Origin of the sequence: Streptomyces sp. 135 (genome assembly GCF_020026305.1) — a bacterium.
Lineage (GTDB): Bacteria > Actinomycetota > Actinomycetes > Streptomycetales > Streptomycetaceae > Streptomyces.
In genome coordinates this window covers 195,360-213,093 of the sequence record NZ_CP075691.1, presented here as the reverse complement: position 1 = coordinate 213,093, position 17,734 = coordinate 195,360, and the positions used below count along the sequence as shown (strand labels likewise).

The following is a 17,734-nucleotide window of genomic DNA, read 5'->3' as shown; positions in this document are numbered from 1 at the left end:
TCCCCTCCTTGTTCCCGGCCCTCTGGTCAGGTGGTCGGTCAGCGAGGGCCGTTGACCTTAAGGAGGCGCGCGGGACCGAGGAGGTTGTCAGGGCGCCGGGATTTGTTCAGGATCACGGGCCGCGTCATCGGCGCGGGCGCGGACGTAACAGAATTCGCCGAAACGCTTCTCCTGGTTCACACGCGGCTGGTGGGCTGGCCGCGCTCAACCCAACGATCACAGGAGGCGTGCGTGAATCTGGTCGTCAACGGCGACGCGGAGACCGGGGCGGGCGGCACCGCCGACCCCGTCACGAAGGTCCGGGGCTGGCAGGTCGCTCAGGGCGCCCCGGCGCTCATCGCCTACGGCCTCAGCGGTGGCTACCCGACCGCGTCGGACCCCGGTCCGGCCCGGCGCGGCAGCCGCTTCTTCTCGGGCGGCAACAGCGCCCGCACCGCCCTGGTCCAGGACATCTCCCTGCCGAGGACCGGCCGCACCGGGCACCGGGCCGTCGACGCGGGACGCGTGCGCTACACCCTGTCCGCCTGGCTCGGGGGCTACGCCCGGCAGGAGGACGGCGCCCGGCTCTCCGTGGAGTTCCGTGACGCCAAGGGCACGCCGGTCGCCCTGAGCGTGCTCGGCCCCGTCGGCGCCGCCGACCGCGAGGGCCGCACGGGCCTGGTGGAGCGCACCGCCGAGGCCGCGGTGCCGCCCACCGCCCGCTCGGCGCGGCTCCTCCTCGTCTTCACCCGCAGCGGCGGCGGCACCTCCAACGACGGCTACGCGGACGCCCTCTCCCTCACCCTCAGCGCCGACGGAGGCCACCGATGACCGTCAACCGCCGTGATCTGCTGAAGGCCGCCGCGGCGGCCGGCGCGCTGAACCTCGCCTGGCCGCTGGCCGCCGGACTCACCCCCGCACAGGCCCGCGAGGCCGCCGAGCGCCTGGGCGCCGAGTACGACCAGGCGCCGTTCACACTCGGTGTGGCCTCCGGCGATCCGCAGCCGCACTCGGTGCTCCTGTGGACCAGACTCGCGCCCGAACCCCTCGCCGCCGAGCAGAGACTGCCCGAGGTCGTCGAGGTCGAGTGGGTGGTCGCCAAGGACGCCCGGCTGCGCAGCGTGGTCGCCCGGGGCACCGCGCCGGCGTCGGCGACGCTCGGCCACAGCGTGCACGTGCCGGTGAGCGGTCTGACGCCCGGCCGCCACTACTGGTACGCGTTCAAGGCGCTCGGCAGGACCAGCCGCGTCGGCCGTACGAAGACCGCGCCGCGCGGCCGGGTCTCCAAGGTCACCTTCGCCGCCGCCAACTGCCAGGCCTTCCACGACGGCTTCTACGCCGCGCACCGCGGCATCGCCCGCGAGAACGTGGACTTCGTCGTACACCTCGGTGACTACATCTACGAGCACGGCCAGGTCGGCGGCGTACCGGAGAAGCACGTACGCGACCACGACGGACCGGAGATCCTCACCCTCGCCGACTACCGCAAGCGGCACGCCCTGTACAAGGGCGACAAGTCGCTGCGCGAGGCGCACGCCGCCCATCCGTGGTTCCTGACCTGGGACGACCACGAGGTCGTCAACGACTACAGCGGCACCGGGGGAGGGGCGTCGTTCATGCGCCGCCGCGCGGCCGCCTACCAGGCGTGGTTCGAGCACATGCCGCACCGCGACTCCTTCGGCGGCATGGCCCTGCCCGACCCCGAGATCCACCGGGTACGCCGCTGGGGCGACCTGCTCGAACTGAGCGTCCTCGACCTGCGGTCGTACCGCTCCGCACAGAACCTGCCCGACGGCACCATCCTCGGCGCCGAGCAGAAGGCCTGGCTCAAGCGCACCGTCGACCGCGCCCCGGACTCCTGGCACGTGTGGGCCAACTCGATCATGCTGAGCCAGCTGCGGGGCAGGCCGGGCGGCTCGTACATGTTCACCGACCAGTGGGACGGCTTCCTCGCCGAGCGCAGGGAGATCCTCGGACATGTGCACAAGAGCGGCCTGGAGGACCTGGTCGTCATCACCGGCGACTGGCACTCGGCGTTCGTCGACGACGTCCGCACCGACTTCGACCAGCCCGACTCGCCGCTGGTGGGTACGGAGTTCACCGCGCACTCGGTGACCTCCGGCGCCTACTCGCCCGAGTGGAACGCCGCCAACGGGCCCCTCATGGGCAAGGCCAACCCGCACCTGAAGTACTTCGAGGGCAACCGGTACGGCTACGACGTGTACGAGGTGACGCCCGAGCGCTTCACCACCCACATGCGCGTCATCGGCGACCGCCGCGACCCGAACTCTCCGGTGACCACGCTGACGAAGTTCCACGTGGACCGCGGCAAGGCCGGTTCGTACGAGGACGAGGGAACCAAGGGGTCACCCGCGCAGTACCGCAGGGACTAGCTCGGCCGATCCCTTCCCTTGTCGCCCGCCGCCCGCATCACCTTCCCGCGGTGGTGGTGCCGCGGCGGGTGAGCAGTACGCCGAGTGCGATCATGCCGAGCCCGAGGACGAAGTGCAGCCAGTCGTCGGCGTTGTTGAGCGGTACGAAGTTGGCGCTGCTGTGGTGGTCGATGATCAGGCCGTAGAGCCACAGCACCAGGTAGACGGCGCCTCCCACCAGCAGGAACGTCCGGGCCCCGGCGGCGCTCCGGGCCATGGCCACGCCTGCGGCACCAAAGGCCAGGTGGACCAGGTTGTGCAGGATGGAGGTCTGGAAGATGCCCAGCAGCTTGGCACCGGAGTCGTGGGAGGCGAACTTCATGGTGTCGTAGTCCGTGGTGATGCCGGGGATGAACCCCAGTACGCCGACCAGCAGGAACACCGCTCAGACGAGCAGGGCCGCCTGCTGGACCGGGGTACGAGCACCGCGTGCGGCGTGTGAGCGCGTTGTCATGACGGTGACCTTCCTGTTTCAGACGCTTCGGCGAACGCGCCGGCATCACACCACCGAACGGACCGCACGGCGACCTGGGGCCCGGTCCGTCTGCCGTGCGGTGAGCGAGAGATACCCATGGGGGTACCGAACTCGGGCATGCTGGTGGACCGGGCAGACGGGCACCACCAATGCGGCAGGGAGCGGGTCGGTGTTACGCATTCACTTCACTTCGGAAGACCTCGCGCGGACACGTGTGGCCGCCACGATCGGGGTCGCGGCGGAGACCTACTACAGCCTGGAACTGCTGAGAGGGGGCCGGGACCACCCTCACTTCCGCTCGTGGTGGTCAGCGGTCGCGGGCCGGATGGGAGCGGACACGCGCCCGCTGACGTCCCTGCTTCCCGTCCGCGGCCCGGGGCTCGACCTGCTGGCCCTGATGGGCGAGGCACCCTCGGTGGAGCACGCCGTGGACAATCTCCTGCATGTCCCCACGGCACGGCTGCGACGTGAATTCGAGGGGCTCGACTTCCATCCCGGACACCTGCCGTGGGCCAGGCGGGTGTCCGAGGGGGACAGCGAGGCGCGGAAGGAGCTCGCCGAGGCTGTGCGTGCCTGCCATCGGCTGACTGTGGCGCCCTACTGGGACAGCGCACGGTCCGAACTGGCCGCACTGTCCACCCGCTACGCGAACTTGATCCTTGAAGGCGGCATGGACCTGCTGCTGCGCTCGCTCTGCGCACCACTGGTCCGCTGGCGTCCGCCGGTGCTCGAAGCTCCCTACCCGCGCCGGACCGAGGTGCGTCTCCAGGGGAGGGGACTGATCATCACGCCCAGGATCTTCTCGACGCGCGCGGTGAACTTCCTGTGGGACCCGCTCGACGCCGCCCAGCCGCCCCGGCTGACCGTCCCGGCCCTCCGCGGGCCGCTGACCGGTGGCGGCCTGGCCGAACCGGCGGGCTCCGCCGGCCGGAACCTGGAGTCACTGCTCGGCCGCACCCGGGCTGCCGCGCTGCGTGTGACAGCGGAGGGCTGCACGACGACCGAGCTGGCACGCCGCCTCAACGTCTCGGCCGCGGCGGCCAGTCAGCACGCGACGGTGCTGAGGAACACGGGCCTCATCACCACCAGCCGCCGCGGCGGGTCGGTGCTGCACCTCATCACCCCTCTGGGCCTGGCCTTGCTGAAGACCGGCACGCCTACCCAGCCATGAGCCGAGGCCGCGCGAGCACCAGCCCGGAAAGAGCCGCCAGGCGTCCCTGAAAGAAGACCCCTGAGCGGCCCTCGCATCCCCCTTTAAGCCCTGACTTAAGAGATGGGCCGCAGTGCTAGGCCTGGGCAGGATACGAAACCGCCACCGGCTCACACCCGGGGGTCGAGGGATCACACAGGGCACCTGAACGACCGGGCGGGCGCCTCATTCGGCGCGCCGATCATCCGAACCAGAGGGGATCAACCATGGAACTCAAGGGACACCTCGCTCGACTCGCCGGTGCGGGCGCGGCGATCGCATTCGGCTCGACGCTGCTGGTCGGCGGCGCGACCCCGGCGCAGGCGGCGCCGGTCTACTACCAGGTGATCAACGGCAACAGCAGTAACGCCTGCCTTCAGGTGGTGGATGCCCAGACAGGCAAGGGAAACCTCGTCCTCGGCAGGTGTGACCGCAGCGCGAAGCAGGTGTGGACGATCTCCGGCGGTATCTTCAGGAACCCGGCATCAGGTCACTGCCTCGACGGAAACGGCGCGGACGTCTACTCGTACCCTTGCAACGGTGGCGGCTATCAGAAGTGGACGACCACGTCCGGCACTGCGAAGTCCATCAAGCACAACTGGAGCGGCAAGTATCTGCACGCGGACGGAGACATCGGGAACCAGGTCGTCTTCCGGCCCACCATCGAGACGGCGTCCCGATGGGTGTTCTATCAGCTGTAAACCGGGTGCCGGCCGACGGGCGCTTGACCTGAACTTTGGTTGACGTACGAGAGTCATGTCATCGAACACCGAGACGAGGAGACTTCGATGACACAGGCCAAGATTCTGGTGACCGGCGCGACGGGGAAGGTCGGGGGCGCGGTGGTGGCGCAACTGCACGCGGGGGGCGTGCCCGTGCGGGCGCTGGTGAGAGGGGAGGCGGACTTCCCGGAGGGTGTCCAGGCGGTGCGAGGTGATCTCGGTGATCCCGCGTCGCTGGACACGGCTCTGGAAGGTGTCGCTGCCGTCTTCCTGGTGTGGCCGTTCCTGAGCGCTGAGGGCGCGGCGGACGTGATCGACGCGATCGGGAAGCGCGCCCGGCGGGTGGTGTACCTGTCATCCGCCGGGGCCGGTGCCGGGGCCGAGGGGGAGGAGCCGGGCGAGGCGATCACCATGTTCCATACGGAGCTGGAGCGGTTGATCGAGGCTTCGGGCCTGGAGTGGACGGCGCTGCGGCCGACGGGGTTCGCGAGCAATACGCTCGGCTGGGCGGAGGAGGTCCGCACCACCGGTGTGGTCCGGGCGCCGCTGGCAGGGCTGGCCCGCCCGCTGATCCACGAGGCGGACATGGCCGCGGTAGCCGTCAAGGCGCTGACGACCGATACTCTGCTCGGCGCCCGTCCGCTGCTCACCGGCCCCGAACTGATCACGCAGGAACGGCAGGTGGCGCTGATCGGCGAGGTGGTCGGGCGGCCGGTGCGGTTCGAGGAGATCTCGCTGGACGAGGCCGTCGAGCAGATGAAGGCGGCAGGGTACCCGGCGGAGCTGGTGGAGGCGGTGCTGCCGGCCCAGGCGCAGTTGCTCGACGATCCGGAGCCGGTCAACGATGAGGTGGAGCGCATCACCGGCACCCCGGCCCGCTCCTTCCGGGAGTGGGCGGTGGACCACGCGGCGGACTTCCGCTGAGCGAGACGCCGGTATGCCATCGCACGGCGACGTGGGCGTGGGCTTCGGGACGGGGCGGCCGCCGAGTCCGGTGTCGTGCGCCCTTCGCGCACGGCGGTTGGCCCCGAGGGCCTGCAACGGAGGCCGCACGTAGGTATGTTGGGCTTCCTATCGGCATGGTCGTCTCCGGCGGCACGGCCGGTCGTGGTGGCCCGCCAAGGGCCCGGGGGACGGGAGAGCAGAACATGAGCCAGGACGGGCGACCGCAGTCCAGCGCCGTTGACGTCAGCATTCCGAGTGTGGCGCGGATGTACGACTACTACCTCGGCGGCAAGGACAACTACGCCGTGGACCGTGCGGCGTGCGAGGAACTGAACAAGGTCGTACCCAGTACGCAGGTGCTGGCCATCAACAACCGCCGTTTCCTTCAGCGGGTGGTCCGTTGGCTGGCGCAGGAACAGGGCATCCGGCAGTTCATCGACCACGGCTCAGGCCTGCCGACGCAGGACAACGTCCACCAGGTCGCCCAGCGGGTCGACCCGGACTCGCGGGTCGTCTACGTCGACAACGACCCCATCGTGCTGGCTCACGGCCGCGCGCTGCTGGAGGAGAACCAGAACACCGCGGTCATCCAGGCCGACATGCGCGACACCGACGGCATCATGAACCACCCCGAGGTGGAGCGGCTGATCGACTTCAGCCGACCGGTGGCCGCGCTCTTCGTGTCCGTGCTGCACTGCATTCCGGACGCCGACGATCCCGCCGGTCTGATCAGGCGGGTCGCGGACCGCCTGGCCCCCGGCAGTTTCCTGGTCGTGTGCCAACTGGTCAGCGAGGACCAGGAGACCCGTGACTTCGTGACCGAGTTCATGCGGGTCAGCACCCATGGCCAATGGGGCCGGGTCCGTACGGCCGCCGAACTCGGCTCGTTCCTGGAGGGCCTGGAGATCCTGGAACCGGGCCTGGTGGAGGTGTCGACCTGGAAGCCGGACGGGGATCTCGGGCCCAAGCAGCGCACCATGGAGTGGATCGAGTACGGCGGAGTCGCCCGCAAGCGGTGAACGACGAGCCGGTCAGCCCTTCTCCGCCCCCTTCCGCGTCGCCCTCTCCGTCCCGTGCTTCGTCCCGCCCTCCGTCCCTGCGATCAGTTCCTCCAGCATGGCCAAGGAGGCGCGCGGAGACGCGGCTTGAGCGCTGAGCTGGTCGGTGACGGCGAGGTAGTGGTCGACGTCGTCGCGCTTGTCCAGGTAGAGCGAGCTGGTCAGCTGTTCGAGGTAGACGATGTCGGGCAGGTCCGGCTCCAGGAAGCGCAGGATCGTTATCGGCCCGCCCGCCGCCGCGTGCCCGCCCAGATCGAACGGGGCGATCTGCACGGTGACGTTGGGCAGCTGCGCCATCTCCCACAGGTGCCGCAGCTGGGCCGCCATCACCTCGGCGCCGCCGAGCGGTCGCCGCAGACACGCCTCGTCGAGCACCGCCCATAGCCGGGGCGGGTTCGGGGCGGTGAGCAGGGCCTGCCGCCGCAGACGCAGTTCCACCCGGCGCTCGATCTCCGCCCCGGACGCCTGCGGGTTGCCGAGGCGGCACACGGCGTGCGCGTACTGCGACGTCTGCAGGAGCCCCGGGATGAACTGCACCTCATAGGTGCGGATGACGGAGGCGGCCTCTTCCAGACCGATGAGGGTCTCGAACCAGCCCGGCAGCACGTCGTTGTACCGGTGCCACCAGCCGGGCGTGCTGGTCCCGCGGGCCAGCGCCAGGAACTCCGCGCGTCGCTCCTCGTCCGTCACCTGGTAGAGCGTCAGTAGATCGGCCACGTCGCGTTCCTTGCAGCCCACCCGGCCGAGTTCCAGACGGCAGATCTTGGCGTGCGAGCCCCGGATGGCGTCCCCGGCCGCTTCCCGGGTGACGCCGGCGGCCTCCCGCAGCCGGCGCAGCTGCGTTCCGAGGATGATCCGTAGAACGGTCGGGCCGCCCCGGGGGTGCTCGATGTGACGGCGCGGGGGCGGTACGCGCCCCGGCTGCGCGGCTGTCATGCTGGCTCCCGTGTCGGTCGGATGAGCACACAGTGTCCCACCGCCTCCACTGTCCGTACAGCGATGGTGGTTATCCGGTCGACATATGCGTCAAGCAAGCCCGGCCAGGTCGTCGAAGTCGCCGTCCTTCGCTCCTTGGACGAAGGCCGCGATCTCGTCGCGCGTGTAGACGAGGGCCGGTCCGTCCGTGTGCCGGGAGTTGCGGACCGCCACCTCCCCGTCAGTGAGAACTGCCAGCTCAACGCAGTTCCCGTTGGGGTTGCTCCGGCGGCTCTTGCGCCACACCGCGCCTTCGATGGCGTCGGCGCGTACACCGTTCGACGGTGAGTTCATCGCGTTTTCTCCTCGCTCGGTGGTCCATCGCGGCTCCGCACGGGCCCGTGCGCCGCGGTGGCGTGAATCGGGCCCCGCACGACCGTTATTGCCGATGCAATTGCAGATGTACTTGCAGCAGAAGACGGCCGACGGGGATATTAGCCCTTCCGAACTGCGCGGCCCAGACCCCGAAAACGCCTGCGGGAAGATTGTGATGACGACCCACTCGGCACCCACCGTGCCCGACGTCTTCCATGAAGCATCGCCACTCGACCGTGAGCCGTACTTGTCGCTCGTCGAGGCCGTACTGGCGTGGTCCGTACCCGACACGGAGCTCCGGCCCCGTGACTGCGAACAGATCGCGCTGCAACTGTCGGGCCAGGCCGGCGTCCTCGCCGAGGACCTGCGGCGCCGCTGCACGCGGCTGCCGGAGATCAGCACGCTGCGGACACTCACCGAGATCTCGCTCGGCGAAGCGGAGCGGCGCCTGTCGACACCGCCGCGACTCACCGTGGCCGGGGTGCAGAACCTGGCCCGGCTCGTACGCGCCCTGTACGAGCGCCACGACCAGCTGCACGCCGCGGCGAGGCTCGACCGCACGGCCGAGATCGCCAGGTAGCCCGTGGGGAGAACTCCCCGCTGAGCGGGTGCCCGTCCCTGGAGGGCAGTCCGCCCCGGCACGCGTCGCCGTACGGCCCGGTGTGGCCGGCCGCGTATTTCCCCCGAGCAAACGTCATGTAATCAGCCAGATGTCTGCTGCGGATGGGTGTCGGACCAGGCCCGTTGTCAGTGGTCGTTGCGAGGATGTTCACCGTGACGCCATTGCTTCTCACCGACATCGAACGTGCTGTTCGCCGCAGCTGGAGTGCTGACACGAGTCCGCCGGCGTTCCGGTCACGATGGAGCCCGGACAACCCGGCCGAGAGCAGTTCCGGCCGGACGAGAGCGTCACCGGCGGCACCGTCGTCCCTCGGCCGCCCGTGGCCCAGTGGCGTCGGCTCCGTGCTGAGTACGAGCTCCTCCGCAGCCGTGTGCTGGAGGAGCTCGACCGGCGTCAACCAGAGCGAATGAGCCTTCTCGCACGCTCAGTGCGGTGCACCTGATTTGCTTCTGGTATCGCCGATGACGATGCTCCCGGGCAACAGATCAAGCAAGGGTGGAGGACGCGATATGGCGGTGGAGGCCGGCATGCGGCAAGAGCGTGCCGCGGGGCGGGTATGGGTGGTGCGGCTGGACCCATACGGGCGCCCTTCCGCAGGCGTGGTGAGGCTTTCCTGCTCCCGTCCCGCCTGCGCCGAACAGCGCTTACCCGGCGGCGCCGCCGAGGGACGCAAGGCCGCGATCGGCCACGTCAACCAACACCTCGCTCACGTCCGCGCGTCCGGCGGGCCCCGCGGCGAGGCATCGTGCGCCTGCCGCGCCGCCGACTGCGCGTGGCATACACCTGATCCCGACGCGGGACACCGCAGAGGAGCACAGCCACCGGCAGCAGCGGGAGGATGCGGCGGTCCGGTGGTGCTGGCGGTGTACGCGGACCGCGCGGGAAGGCTGTGGCGGATCGCGGAGATGTGCGCGCGGTGCGCGGCGGCTGTGCCCGACTGCCGGGTGCTGGCCACTGCCCCGCCACCGGCTCGTACGACCACGGCCGGACCGGGCAGGGCGGCAGCCGTGAAGCAGGCCGAAGGAGCCGGACGAAACGCTGAGCCGGATGGTGTGTCCGCGACGTTCTCCGATCACGGCGGCTCTTCCCCGGCGGCGGCCGGCGCTGCCTTCCTCGCCCCCGGACCGGGATCGCTGCCGCACGCTCGTACGGCCTCGCGGGGGGCGAGGTCCCGGCAGGCGAAACGGGGAAAGATCGCACAGCGGATCGTGCCGCACGACCTCGAGCCGGATGCCCTGCGGGCGGAACTGATCGAGCTCGGGGACGCGTTCCGCGCGTACCAGCAGCGCACCGAGCCCGACCTCGCTCTGCTCGCCGAACTCCACGAACGCAAGGCCGGCGCCTTCCGTCTGTGGGCCGATGTGAGCGGCGACGACTCCCTGCGCCACGAGGCGCATCGGGCGCAGACGGCCGCGCGGACCACCCGCGAGATGTACGTCAACCGCACCGGTCTGCTCATTGGTGACACCACGGTCGCAGGGCCGGTGGTGCAACGGCTCCTGACCCGGCAGCAGGCCGCGCAGGCCCGCACCGTCCTGGCGCACGTTCAGACGCACGCCCCGCACCCGCTGCCCGAGGTACGCCTCGCCGTCCTCATGCTCACCCTGCGTGCCGCGAAAGCCGGCACCGGGAACATCACCGGCCAGGAACTCACCACTTGGCTGCAGGATGACGCAGAGCGGGTGCTGCGACAACTGGTCGACGCCGACTGGCTGTGCCTGCCGGGAACCGTCGCCGACGCACTGGCCTCGCGTCCCGAGAGCCCCACCACCATCACCGTCCCGGACCTGCTGCCCGAGCGGCCCCGTCCGTTCACCTTGGGCAAGACCAGCCGGGCGAGGATCTCCGGATGGGCCCAGAAGGTGGTGGGGGACCGGAAGATCCGCAAGAAGAAGCTGGGCGCCGCCAGCCGGCTCCTCGCCCTGTACACCGCCGCCCACACCCGCCCGGACGGCCGGCTGGGCCGCGCCGAAGACGACGGACTGCCCCAGGAGGACGCCGCCGCGTTCAGCGCCCTGGCTCCTGACGAAGTCCACCCGCACGCCGAACTGCTGATCGCCGCGGACTGGCTCGCCGAGGCCGACACCACCGGAGGGAAGCTGCGCGGACAGCTCACCGAGCGCGTCCTGCCCCTGGGAGGGCTGCTTTGACCTTGGGGGAGTGACCATTGACGCCCCGCGGCGAAACACGCAGGCACGTTCGAGGTGCCGGACAGAAAGGCACGGGCGGCCGACGGCATGTCTTACGGTTTCCGGAAGGCGCCCGGAGCTTCCGGGTGTGCTGCTACGGAGGTGGGGATGGTGGCCGGGGAAGGCGCTCAGCGCAAGGCGGGCACACGGAGCGCGGACGGGGCGGCGAAGGTGACGATCGCCGAGATCGCGCGGGAGGCCGGGGTGTCCGTGCCGACCGTCTCGCGCGTCGTCAACGGGCGCTCGGACGTCTCGTCCGCGACCCGCGCTCGGATCGAGGACCTGCTGCACCGGCACGGCTACCGGCGCCGGCCGGCCGCGCCCGGAGGCCGGGCGGCCCTGCTCGACCTGGTCTTCAACGACCTGGACAGCCCGTGGGCCGTCGAGATCATCCGGGGTGTGGAGGAGGTCGCGCACGAGGCGGGCGTGGGCACGGTCGTCTCCGCGATCCACGACCGTGCGGGCGCCGCGCGACAGTGGATGACCAATCTGCGGGCCCGCGCCTCCGACGGAGTGATCCTCGTGACGTCGGTGCTCGAACCGGGCCTCCACGACGAACTGCGGCGCCTCGGCGTGCCGTTGGTGGTCGTCGACCCCGCCGGATCTCCCGCCACCGAGGCGCCGACCGTCGGCGCCACGAACTGGGCGGGCGGCATGGCTGCGACCGAGCACGTGCTCCAGCTCGGGCACCGGCGCATCGGGTTCATCGCAGGCCCTCCGCGGCTGCTGTGCTCGCGGGCCAGGCTCGACGGCTACCGGGCGGCGCTGGACGTGGCCGGGGTCGCCGTGGACGACGCGCTCGTGGTGCCCGGCGACTTCTACCACGAGTCCGGATTCACCGGCGCCGGGCGACTGCTGGACCTGGAAGAACCGCCGACGGCCATCTTCGCCGCCAGCGATCAGATGGCGCTCGGCGCGATCGAGGCGCTGCGCCGCCGGGGCCTTCGAGTGCCGGAGGACATGAGCGTCGTCGGCTTCGACGACCTGCCGGAGGTGCGCTGGTCGTCGCCTCCGCTCACGACGGTCCGACAACCGCTTTCCGAAATGGGCAAGTTGGCGGCGCGGATGCTGCTGGACCTGGCGCGGAACGTCGAGCTGGCGTCGCCGCGGGTGGAGCTGGCCACTGAGCTGGTAGTCCGCGCGAGCACCGCACCGCCGCGCCGCGCATAACCGAAGAGCGTACTCCGGGGGCGTCAACGGCCTTTTCTGTCCGGGCCGTTGACGCCCCCGACGTATGCCCGTAACTTCCATGGCCGTCCCGATAATTCTCGGAACCATTCCGGAAGGTGCGCCATGCCAGCCTTCGACCGAGCCGTCACGTCCGCGTCCGGCGCCGCGTCCTCAGCCCTCTCCCGCCGCCGCTTCCTGGGGGCCGCGTCGGCGGCGGGGCTGGGCGCGGCCGGTCTCTCCGCCTGCTCGGACTCCGGATCCACCACCGACAGCGAGGGCCGGACCGTCGTGGAGTGGTGGAACATCCAGACCACGGAACCGTCGAAGTCCGTCTGGCCCGAGCGCGCCAAGGCGTTCGAGGCCGAGCATCCCGATGTGCGCATCAAGCTCGTCACGATGGAGAACGACGCCTACAAGTCGAAGATGACGGCGCTGACCAGTTCCGGAAAGCTTCCGGACATCTACCACACGTGGGGCGGCGGCGTACTCCAGCAGCAGATCGACGCCGGCCTGGTCGAGGACCTGACCCCCTCGGTCCAGCCCTGGTCGGACACCCTCCTGGCGGCTTCGCTGAAGCCCTACCAGATCGACGGAAGGACGTACGCCGTACCGTTCGAGATAGGCGCGGTGGGCTTCTGGTACAACAAGGCGCTGTTCGCCGAGGCTGGTGTCAAGGCGCCGCCCGCCACCTGGGACGACTACCTCGACGTGGTCAAGAAGCTGAAGAGCGCCGGGATCACCCCCATCGCCCTCGCGGGCAAGGAGAAGTGGCCCGGCATGTACTACTGGGCCTACCTGTCCATGCGGATCGCCGGGGTCGACGGCATGCGGAAAGCCGCTGACGCCAAGGACTTCACCGGCGACGACTTCGTCAAGGCGGGCGAGCACCTCAAGGAACTCGTCGCCCTCCGGCCGTTCCAGAAGGGCCACCTCGGTGCCGCGTACTCGGCGCCCAACGGGGAGGCGGCCGCCATGGGCAACGGCAAGGCGGCCATGGAGCTGATGGGCCAGTGGGCGCCCGTCGCGCAGGCCGACGCGGGCAAGGGCATCGGCAAGGACCTCGGGTTCTTCCCCTTCCCCGCGGTCACCGGCGGCAAGGGCGCCCGCACCGACATCTTCGGCGGCGGAGGTGGCTACGCGGTGCGCAAGGGCGCGCCCCAGGCGGCCGTCGACTTCCTGAGGTTCTTCATGACGGCCGAGTCCGACCGCGTCCTCGTGACGAAGGGCTCGATCATGCCCGTCGTCAAGGACGCGATGAGCGCCCTGACCGATCGCAATCTCAAGCTCGTCTCCGACGCCGTCGACAAGGCGACCGGCTTCCAGCTCTACCTCGACCAGGCGTACCCGCCCGCCGTCGGCCAGGAGATCAACGACTCGGTGGCCGCCCTGATCGCCGGGTCCAAGTCGCCCGAGCAGGTGGCCCGTTCGGTCACCCAGGTAGCGCAGAGCCAGTGACCGACATGACCTCCACGTACGTGAAGGACCCGGCGCCCGCACCACCGAGGCCGCCGGAGACCGGGACGAGCCGGCCCCTGCCCCGACGGGCCGCCGACTGGCTGACCGCCTTCTGCTTCACCCTGCCCGCCCTGCTCCTGTTCGGCGCCCTCGTGCTCGCCCCGATCCTGTACGCCGTCTACGTCAGCCTCTTCAACTGGGGCGGCTTCGGGGCTCCTTCGGACTACGCCGGACTCGACAACTACACCCGGCTCGTCCACGACCCGGTATTCCTCGGCGACCTGTGGCGCGGCCTGCTGCTCGTGCTGTTCTCGGTGTGCGTGCAGCTGCCGTTCGCGCTCGGCATGGCCGTGCTGCTCAACCGGAAACTGCGCGGGCGGGCCCTGTACCGCATGCTGTTCTTCGCCCCCTACGTCCTGTCCGAGGTCATCACGGGCGTCCTCTTCTCCATGATCTTCGCGCCCGACGACGGGCTCGCCGACAAGGTGCTCGGCTCGGTCGGTCTCGACGGCCTCGGCGGGCTGTGGTTCGCGGACCAGGACCATGTGCTGCCGACCCTGTTCCTCGTCATGACATGGAAGTACTTCGGCTTCCACATGATGCTGTACCTCGCCGGACTACAGGGCATCCCCGCCGAACTGCACGAGGCGGCCCGCATCGACGGCGCGGGCCGCTGGCAGCGCTTCCGTCACATCACCCTGCCCCTGCTGGGACCGACGGTCCGCATCAGCGTCTTCCTCTCCGTGATCGGCGCCATCCAGCTCTTCGACCTGGTGTGGGTGGTCACGCAGGGCGGCCCCGACCACCACTCCGAGACCATGGCCGTGACCATGTTCCAGTTCGGCTTCAAGCGCTACCAGATCGGCTATGCCAGCGCGATCAGCATCGCCATGTTCCTCATCAGCCTCGTCTTCGCCCTCATCTACCAGCGGTCCGTGCTGCGCCGCGACACCCGAGGAGCCCTCACCGCCATGCGAGCCTCCCGATGAGCGCGGGCACGCGCCGCACGCTGCGCTCCGTGCCGCTGTACGTCATGGTGTGGCTGGTCGGTGCCGTGATGGTCACACCACTGCTGTACGCGTTCGTGTCCGGGTTCAAGTCCACCGGCCAGCTCTCCCGCAACACGTTCGGCCTGCCCTCGCCGTGGGTGACGTCCAACTACACCGACGTACTCGCCTCCGGCTCGTTCTGGCGCATGCTGGGTGCCTCCACGCTGATCGCCGTCGGGACGACTGTGCTGACGGTGGGCGCCGCGGCCCTCGCCGCCTTCGCGCTCGCCCGATTCGCCTTCCGCGGCCGGGAGTTGCTCTTCACCCTCTTCACCGTGGGGCTGATGTTCCCGTTCGCCGTGGCGATCCTGCCGCTCTTCGTCCTGCTGCGCACCTTCGGGCTGCTCGACAACCCCTGGGGCGTGATCCTGCCGCAGGCCGCCTTCGGACTGCCGATGACCATCGTCATCCTTCGCGGCTTCTTCCGGGAGATCCCCGGCGAACTGGAGGAGGCCGCCACCCTCGACGGCTGCTCGGCGTTCGGCTTCTTCTGGCGGATCCTGCTGCCCATGGCACGGCCCGCGCTCGGCACCGTCTCCATCCTCGCCGTCGTCAGCAGCTGGAACAACTTCCTGCTGCCGCTGCTGGTGTTCAGTGAGCAGACCTGGTGGACGATCCCCATCGGCGTCCAGCAGTTCCAGGGTCAGTACGGCACCGACATCGCCCGCGTCTTCGCCTATCTCGTCCTCGCGATGCTGCCCGCCCTCGCCTTCTACGCCGTCGCCGAACGGCAGTTGATCGGGGGCATCACCATGGGCGCCACCAAGGGCTGAGCACCCAGGCGCCGACGACCCCGTTCCGCACCGCACCTGAGGAGTTCCATGGTCGAGCCATGGCAGGACGCCACCCTGCCCGTCCACGTCCGGGCGGCGGACCTGCTTGCCCGGATGACCGCCGAGGAGAAGACCGCTCAGCTGTCCAGCGTATGGATCGGCGCCGAGCCCGCTGCCGACGGGGCCACCGACGTCGCCCCCGGACAGCACACCTACGCGGCCCGCAGTACCGTCCTCGACACCCTGCTGCCCCATGGCCTCGGCCATCTCACCCGGCCGTTCGGCACCGTGCCCCTCGAACCCGCCGAGGGGGTCGCCCGCCTCGCCGAACTCCAGCGCACGGTCCGCGCCGGCAATCGATTCGCCCTGCCCGCTATCGCCCACGAGGAGTGCTTGACCGGGTTCACCGCCTGGCGGGCCACCGTCTTTCCGACCCCGCTGGCCTGGGGCGCCACCTACGACCCGGTGCTGATCACCGAGATGGCGCAGGCAATCGGCAGATCGATGCGCGCCGTCGGCGTCCACCAGGGACTCGCGCCGGTCCTGGACGTCGTACGGGACCCGCGCTGGGGCCGGACCGAGGAGTCGATCGGCGAGGATCCGTACCTCGTCGGCACCATCGGCACCGCCTACGTGCGAGGCCTGGAGGCTGCCGGGATCGTCGCCACGCTCAAGCACTTCGCCGGATACTCGGCCTCACGCGCCGCCCGCAACCACGCGCCCGCCTCGCTCGGCCCGAGAGAGCTCGCGGACGTGATCCTGCCGCCGTTCGAAATGGCGGTACGCGACGGCGGTGCCCGCTCCGTGATGCCCGCTTACAACGACGTCGACGGCCTGCCAGCCCACGCCCACACGGAACTGCTCACCCAACTGCTGCGCGAACGGTGGCAGTTCACGGGGACTGTGGTGTCGGACTACTACGGCGTCTCGCTCCTCGAGGAGGCGCACCGGATCGCCGACGGGCAGGGCCGTGCCGCACGGCTCGCCCTGGCGGCCGGCGTCGACGTGGAGCTGCCGGCGGCCCGCTGTCTCCACCCCGCCGACCCACTTCCCGAGGACCTGCTCGACCGGGCCGCGCTGCGTGTCCTCACGCAGAAGTGCGAACTGGGGCTGCTCGACCCGGACTGGGAGCCCGTCACGGGCGGGGCGCCCGTCGACCTGAACCCGCCGCACATGCGGGAGCTGGCGCGGAAGGTCGCCGAGGAGTCGGTCGTCCTGCTCGCCAACGACCCCGGGACGCTGCCGCTCGGCAACGGGCTGCGCCTCGCCGTCGTCGGCCCGCTCGCCGACGAACAGGCCGCGATGCTCGGGTGCTACACGTTCCCCCGGCACGTGGGCGTGCACCATCCCGAACTGCCCACAGGGGTCGAGGTTCCGACGCTGGCCGAGGCGCTGCGCGTCGAGTTCCCGGACGCCGTGTTCGTCGACGATCCGGCAGCCGCCGACGTCTGCCTGGCCGTGGTCGGGGACCGGTCGGGCCTGTTCGGGCGCGGCTCGTCGGGCGAGGGCTGTGATGCCGAGGACCTCCAACTGCCCTATGCGCAGGGCGCGTTGCTCGACGAGGCGATGACCTACGGCCCGCCGGTCGTCATCGTCGTACTCAGCGGAAGGCCCTACGCGCTCGGCCGATGGGCAGAGAAGGCCGCCGCCGTCGTCCAGGCGTTCTTCCCCGGACAGGAGGGCGGCAGCGCCGTCGCGGGCGTGCTCTCCGGCCGCGTCGGCCCCTCAGGGCGACTGCCCGTCGGGGTGCCGCGCGGACCGGGTGGCCAGCCCGCACCGTACCTCGCGCCGCCCCTCGGCCGGCACGGCTTCCCCAGCACCGTGGACCCGACGCCCCTGTACCCGTTCGGGCACGGCCTGTCCTACACCACGTTCAGCTGGAGCCAACCGCTCTACGAGGTGGAGGAGTTCGCCACCGACGGCGAGGCCACGCTGCGGCTGACCGTCCGCAACACGGGGGAGCGTCCCGGAACCGAAGTCGTCCAGCTCTATCTGCATGACCCGGTCGGCACCGTCGCCCGTCCCGAGGTCCGGCTCGTCGGCTACGCCCGGGTGCCGCTGGAGGCAGGGGAGTCGGCCGAGGTGCACGCCACGTTCCCCGCCGACCTCGCCGCGTACACCGGCGCCGACGGCCGCCGCGTCGTCGAGCCCGGCGCCCTCGAACTGCGCGTCGCCGCCTCCAGCGACCACGTCCACCACACGGTGCCGCTCACCCTGACGGGACCGGTACGCGAGGTCGGGCACGAGCGCCGCATGTGGTGCGAGATGAGTGTCAAGTAGACCGCGGCCGCGCTCCGGTCCGCCCACGCCCTGAACCGATCCCACCGACCGCACCATCCACCGACCGCACCACCCACCCATCCACACCCAACCGCACGAGGAGAAC

Annotated in this window: 16 protein-coding genes and 1 pseudogene; 14 read left to right on the top strand and 3 right to left on the bottom strand. The window is 70.4% G+C overall.

What is annotated here, in order from left to right; all coding sequences use genetic code 11:
- Positions 1–231: 231 nt before the first annotated feature.
- Positions 232–810 (top strand): phosphoesterase, encoded by a 579-nt coding sequence (locus tag KKZ08_RS01030; protein ID WP_223772595.1) that lies wholly within the window; start codon positions 232–234, stop codon positions 808–810.
- The gene (locus tag KKZ08_RS01025) at positions 807–2,372 is read left to right on the top strand and encodes an alkaline phosphatase D family protein (protein WP_223772594.1); all 1,566 of its coding nucleotides are present in this window, start codon (positions 807–809) and stop codon (positions 2,370–2,372) included. The genes KKZ08_RS01030 and KKZ08_RS01025 overlap by 4 nt, the downstream gene beginning before the upstream one ends.
- A 37-nt stretch (positions 2,373–2,409) precedes the next feature.
- Here the strand turns inward: KKZ08_RS01025 and KKZ08_RS01020 are convergent, their stop codons facing one another.
- On the bottom strand, positions 2,410–2,793 hold the full coding sequence (locus KKZ08_RS01020; protein ID WP_223772593.1) for a DUF4383 domain-containing protein: 384 nt from the start codon (positions 2,791–2,793) through the stop codon (positions 2,410–2,412).
- A 307-nt stretch (positions 2,794–3,100) separates the two neighbouring features.
- Here KKZ08_RS01020 and KKZ08_RS01015 point away from each other — a divergent pair, with 307 nt between their 5' ends.
- From KKZ08_RS01015 to KKZ08_RS01000, 4 genes are all read left to right on the top strand, one after another.
- On the top strand, positions 3,101–4,057 hold the full coding sequence (locus KKZ08_RS01015) for a winged helix-turn-helix domain-containing protein (RefSeq protein WP_223772592.1): 957 nt from the start codon (positions 3,101–3,103) through the stop codon (positions 4,055–4,057).
- 245 nt (positions 4,058–4,302) lie between these two features.
- On the top strand, positions 4,303–4,776 hold the full coding sequence (locus tag KKZ08_RS01010; RefSeq protein WP_223772591.1) for a ricin-type beta-trefoil lectin domain protein: 474 nt from the start codon (positions 4,303–4,305) through the stop codon (positions 4,774–4,776).
- Positions 4,777–4,863: 87 nt separating this feature from the next.
- Entirely contained in the window at positions 4,864–5,721 is an 858-nt protein-coding gene (locus tag KKZ08_RS01005; RefSeq protein ID WP_223772590.1) for an NAD(P)H-binding protein, read from the top strand.
- 224 nt (positions 5,722–5,945) lie between these two features.
- Positions 5,946–6,761 (top strand): SAM-dependent methyltransferase, encoded by an 816-nt coding sequence (locus KKZ08_RS01000; RefSeq protein ID WP_223772589.1) that lies wholly within the window; start codon positions 5,946–5,948, stop codon positions 6,759–6,761.
- Positions 6,762–6,773: 12 nt separating this feature from the next.
- Here KKZ08_RS01000 and KKZ08_RS00995 read toward each other — a convergent pair whose 3' ends face one another.
- Together KKZ08_RS00995 and KKZ08_RS00990 are read right to left on the bottom strand one after the other, a co-directional pair.
- Positions 6,774–7,736 carry a helix-turn-helix transcriptional regulator gene (locus KKZ08_RS00995; protein ID WP_223772588.1) on the bottom strand — a complete coding sequence of 321 codons (963 nt, stop codon included), beginning with the start codon at positions 7,734–7,736 and terminating at the stop codon, positions 6,774–6,776.
- Positions 7,737–7,826: 90 nt separating this feature from the next.
- A complete protein-coding gene (locus KKZ08_RS00990) occupies positions 7,827–8,069 on the bottom strand; it encodes a DUF397 domain-containing protein (protein ID WP_223772587.1) in 243 nt (80 codons plus the stop codon).
- 94 nt (positions 8,070–8,163) lie between these two features.
- On the opposite strand from KKZ08_RS00990, the gene KKZ08_RS00985 reads away from it, so the two are divergent.
- The 8 genes and pseudogenes from KKZ08_RS00985 to KKZ08_RS00950 all read left to right on the top strand — a co-directional run bounded on the left by KKZ08_RS00985 (position 8,164) and on the right by KKZ08_RS00950 (position 17,628).
- Positions 8,164–8,670, top strand: coding sequence for a restriction endonuclease (locus tag KKZ08_RS00985; RefSeq protein ID WP_346657860.1), 507 nt, complete (start codon positions 8,164–8,166; stop codon positions 8,668–8,670).
- Between the two features lie 194 nt (positions 8,671–8,864).
- A pseudogene (locus KKZ08_RS00980) lies at positions 8,865–9,154 on the top strand (hypothetical protein).
- A 766-nt stretch (positions 9,155–9,920) separates the two neighbouring features.
- A complete protein-coding gene (locus tag KKZ08_RS38890) occupies positions 9,921–10,862 on the top strand; it encodes a hypothetical protein (protein WP_320592339.1) in 942 nt (313 codons plus the stop codon).
- A 147-nt stretch (positions 10,863–11,009) separates the two neighbouring features.
- The gene (locus tag KKZ08_RS00970) at positions 11,010–12,071 is read left to right on the top strand and encodes a LacI family DNA-binding transcriptional regulator (protein ID WP_223772585.1); all 1,062 of its coding nucleotides are present in this window, start codon (positions 11,010–11,012) and stop codon (positions 12,069–12,071) included.
- 123 nt (positions 12,072–12,194) lie between these two features.
- Positions 12,195–13,526, top strand: a complete 1,332-nt coding sequence (locus tag KKZ08_RS00965; RefSeq protein WP_223772584.1) for an extracellular solute-binding protein — start codon at positions 12,195–12,197, stop codon at positions 13,524–13,526.
- A 5-nt stretch (positions 13,527–13,531) separates the two neighbouring features.
- A complete protein-coding gene (locus tag KKZ08_RS00960; protein ID WP_223778866.1) occupies positions 13,532–14,515 on the top strand; it encodes a sugar ABC transporter permease in 984 nt (327 codons plus the stop codon).
- Complete coding sequence (locus KKZ08_RS00955; RefSeq protein WP_223772583.1) at positions 14,512–15,348, top strand: carbohydrate ABC transporter permease; 837 nt, start codon at positions 14,512–14,514, stop codon at positions 15,346–15,348. The genes KKZ08_RS00960 and KKZ08_RS00955 overlap by 4 nt, the downstream gene beginning before the upstream one ends.
- 48 nt (positions 15,349–15,396) lie before the next feature.
- The gene (locus KKZ08_RS00950; protein WP_223772582.1) at positions 15,397–17,628 is read left to right on the top strand and encodes a glycoside hydrolase family 3 N-terminal domain-containing protein; all 2,232 of its coding nucleotides are present in this window, start codon (positions 15,397–15,399) and stop codon (positions 17,626–17,628) included.
- Positions 17,629–17,734: the final 106 nt, after the last annotated feature.

Excerpts from the sequence above, each read along its gene's own strand:
- KKZ08_RS01025 (WP_223772594.1), top strand. The coding sequence starts at position 807 with ATGACCGTCAACCGCCGTGATCTGCTGAAGGCCGCCGCGGCGGCCGGC.
- KKZ08_RS01010 (WP_223772591.1), top strand. The coding sequence starts at position 4,303 with ATGGAACTCAAGGGACACCTCGCTCGACTCGCCGGTGCGGGCGCGGCG.
- KKZ08_RS01005 (WP_223772590.1), top strand. The coding sequence starts at position 4,864 with ATGACACAGGCCAAGATTCTGGTGACCGGCGCGACGGGGAAGGTCGGG.
- KKZ08_RS01000 (WP_223772589.1), top strand. The coding sequence starts at position 5,946 with ATGAGCCAGGACGGGCGACCGCAGTCCAGCGCCGTTGACGTCAGCATT.
- KKZ08_RS00995 (WP_223772588.1), bottom strand. The coding sequence starts at position 7,736 with ATGACAGCCGCGCAGCCGGGGCGCGTACCGCCCCCGCGCCGTCACATC.
- KKZ08_RS00990 (WP_223772587.1), bottom strand. The coding sequence starts at position 8,069 with ATGAACTCACCGTCGAACGGTGTACGCGCCGACGCCATCGAAGGCGCG.
- KKZ08_RS00985 (WP_346657860.1), top strand. The coding sequence starts at position 8,164 with ATGCAATTGCAGATGTACTTGCAGCAGAAGACGGCCGACGGGGATATT.
- KKZ08_RS00970 (WP_223772585.1), top strand. The coding sequence starts at position 11,010 with ATGGTGGCCGGGGAAGGCGCTCAGCGCAAGGCGGGCACACGGAGCGCG.
- KKZ08_RS00965 (WP_223772584.1), top strand. The coding sequence starts at position 12,195 with ATGCCAGCCTTCGACCGAGCCGTCACGTCCGCGTCCGGCGCCGCGTCC.
- KKZ08_RS00960 (WP_223778866.1), top strand. The coding sequence starts at position 13,532 with ATGACCTCCACGTACGTGAAGGACCCGGCGCCCGCACCACCGAGGCCG.
- KKZ08_RS00955 (WP_223772583.1), top strand. The coding sequence starts at position 14,512 with ATGAGCGCGGGCACGCGCCGCACGCTGCGCTCCGTGCCGCTGTACGTC.
- KKZ08_RS00950 (WP_223772582.1), top strand. The coding sequence starts at position 15,397 with ATGGTCGAGCCATGGCAGGACGCCACCCTGCCCGTCCACGTCCGGGCG.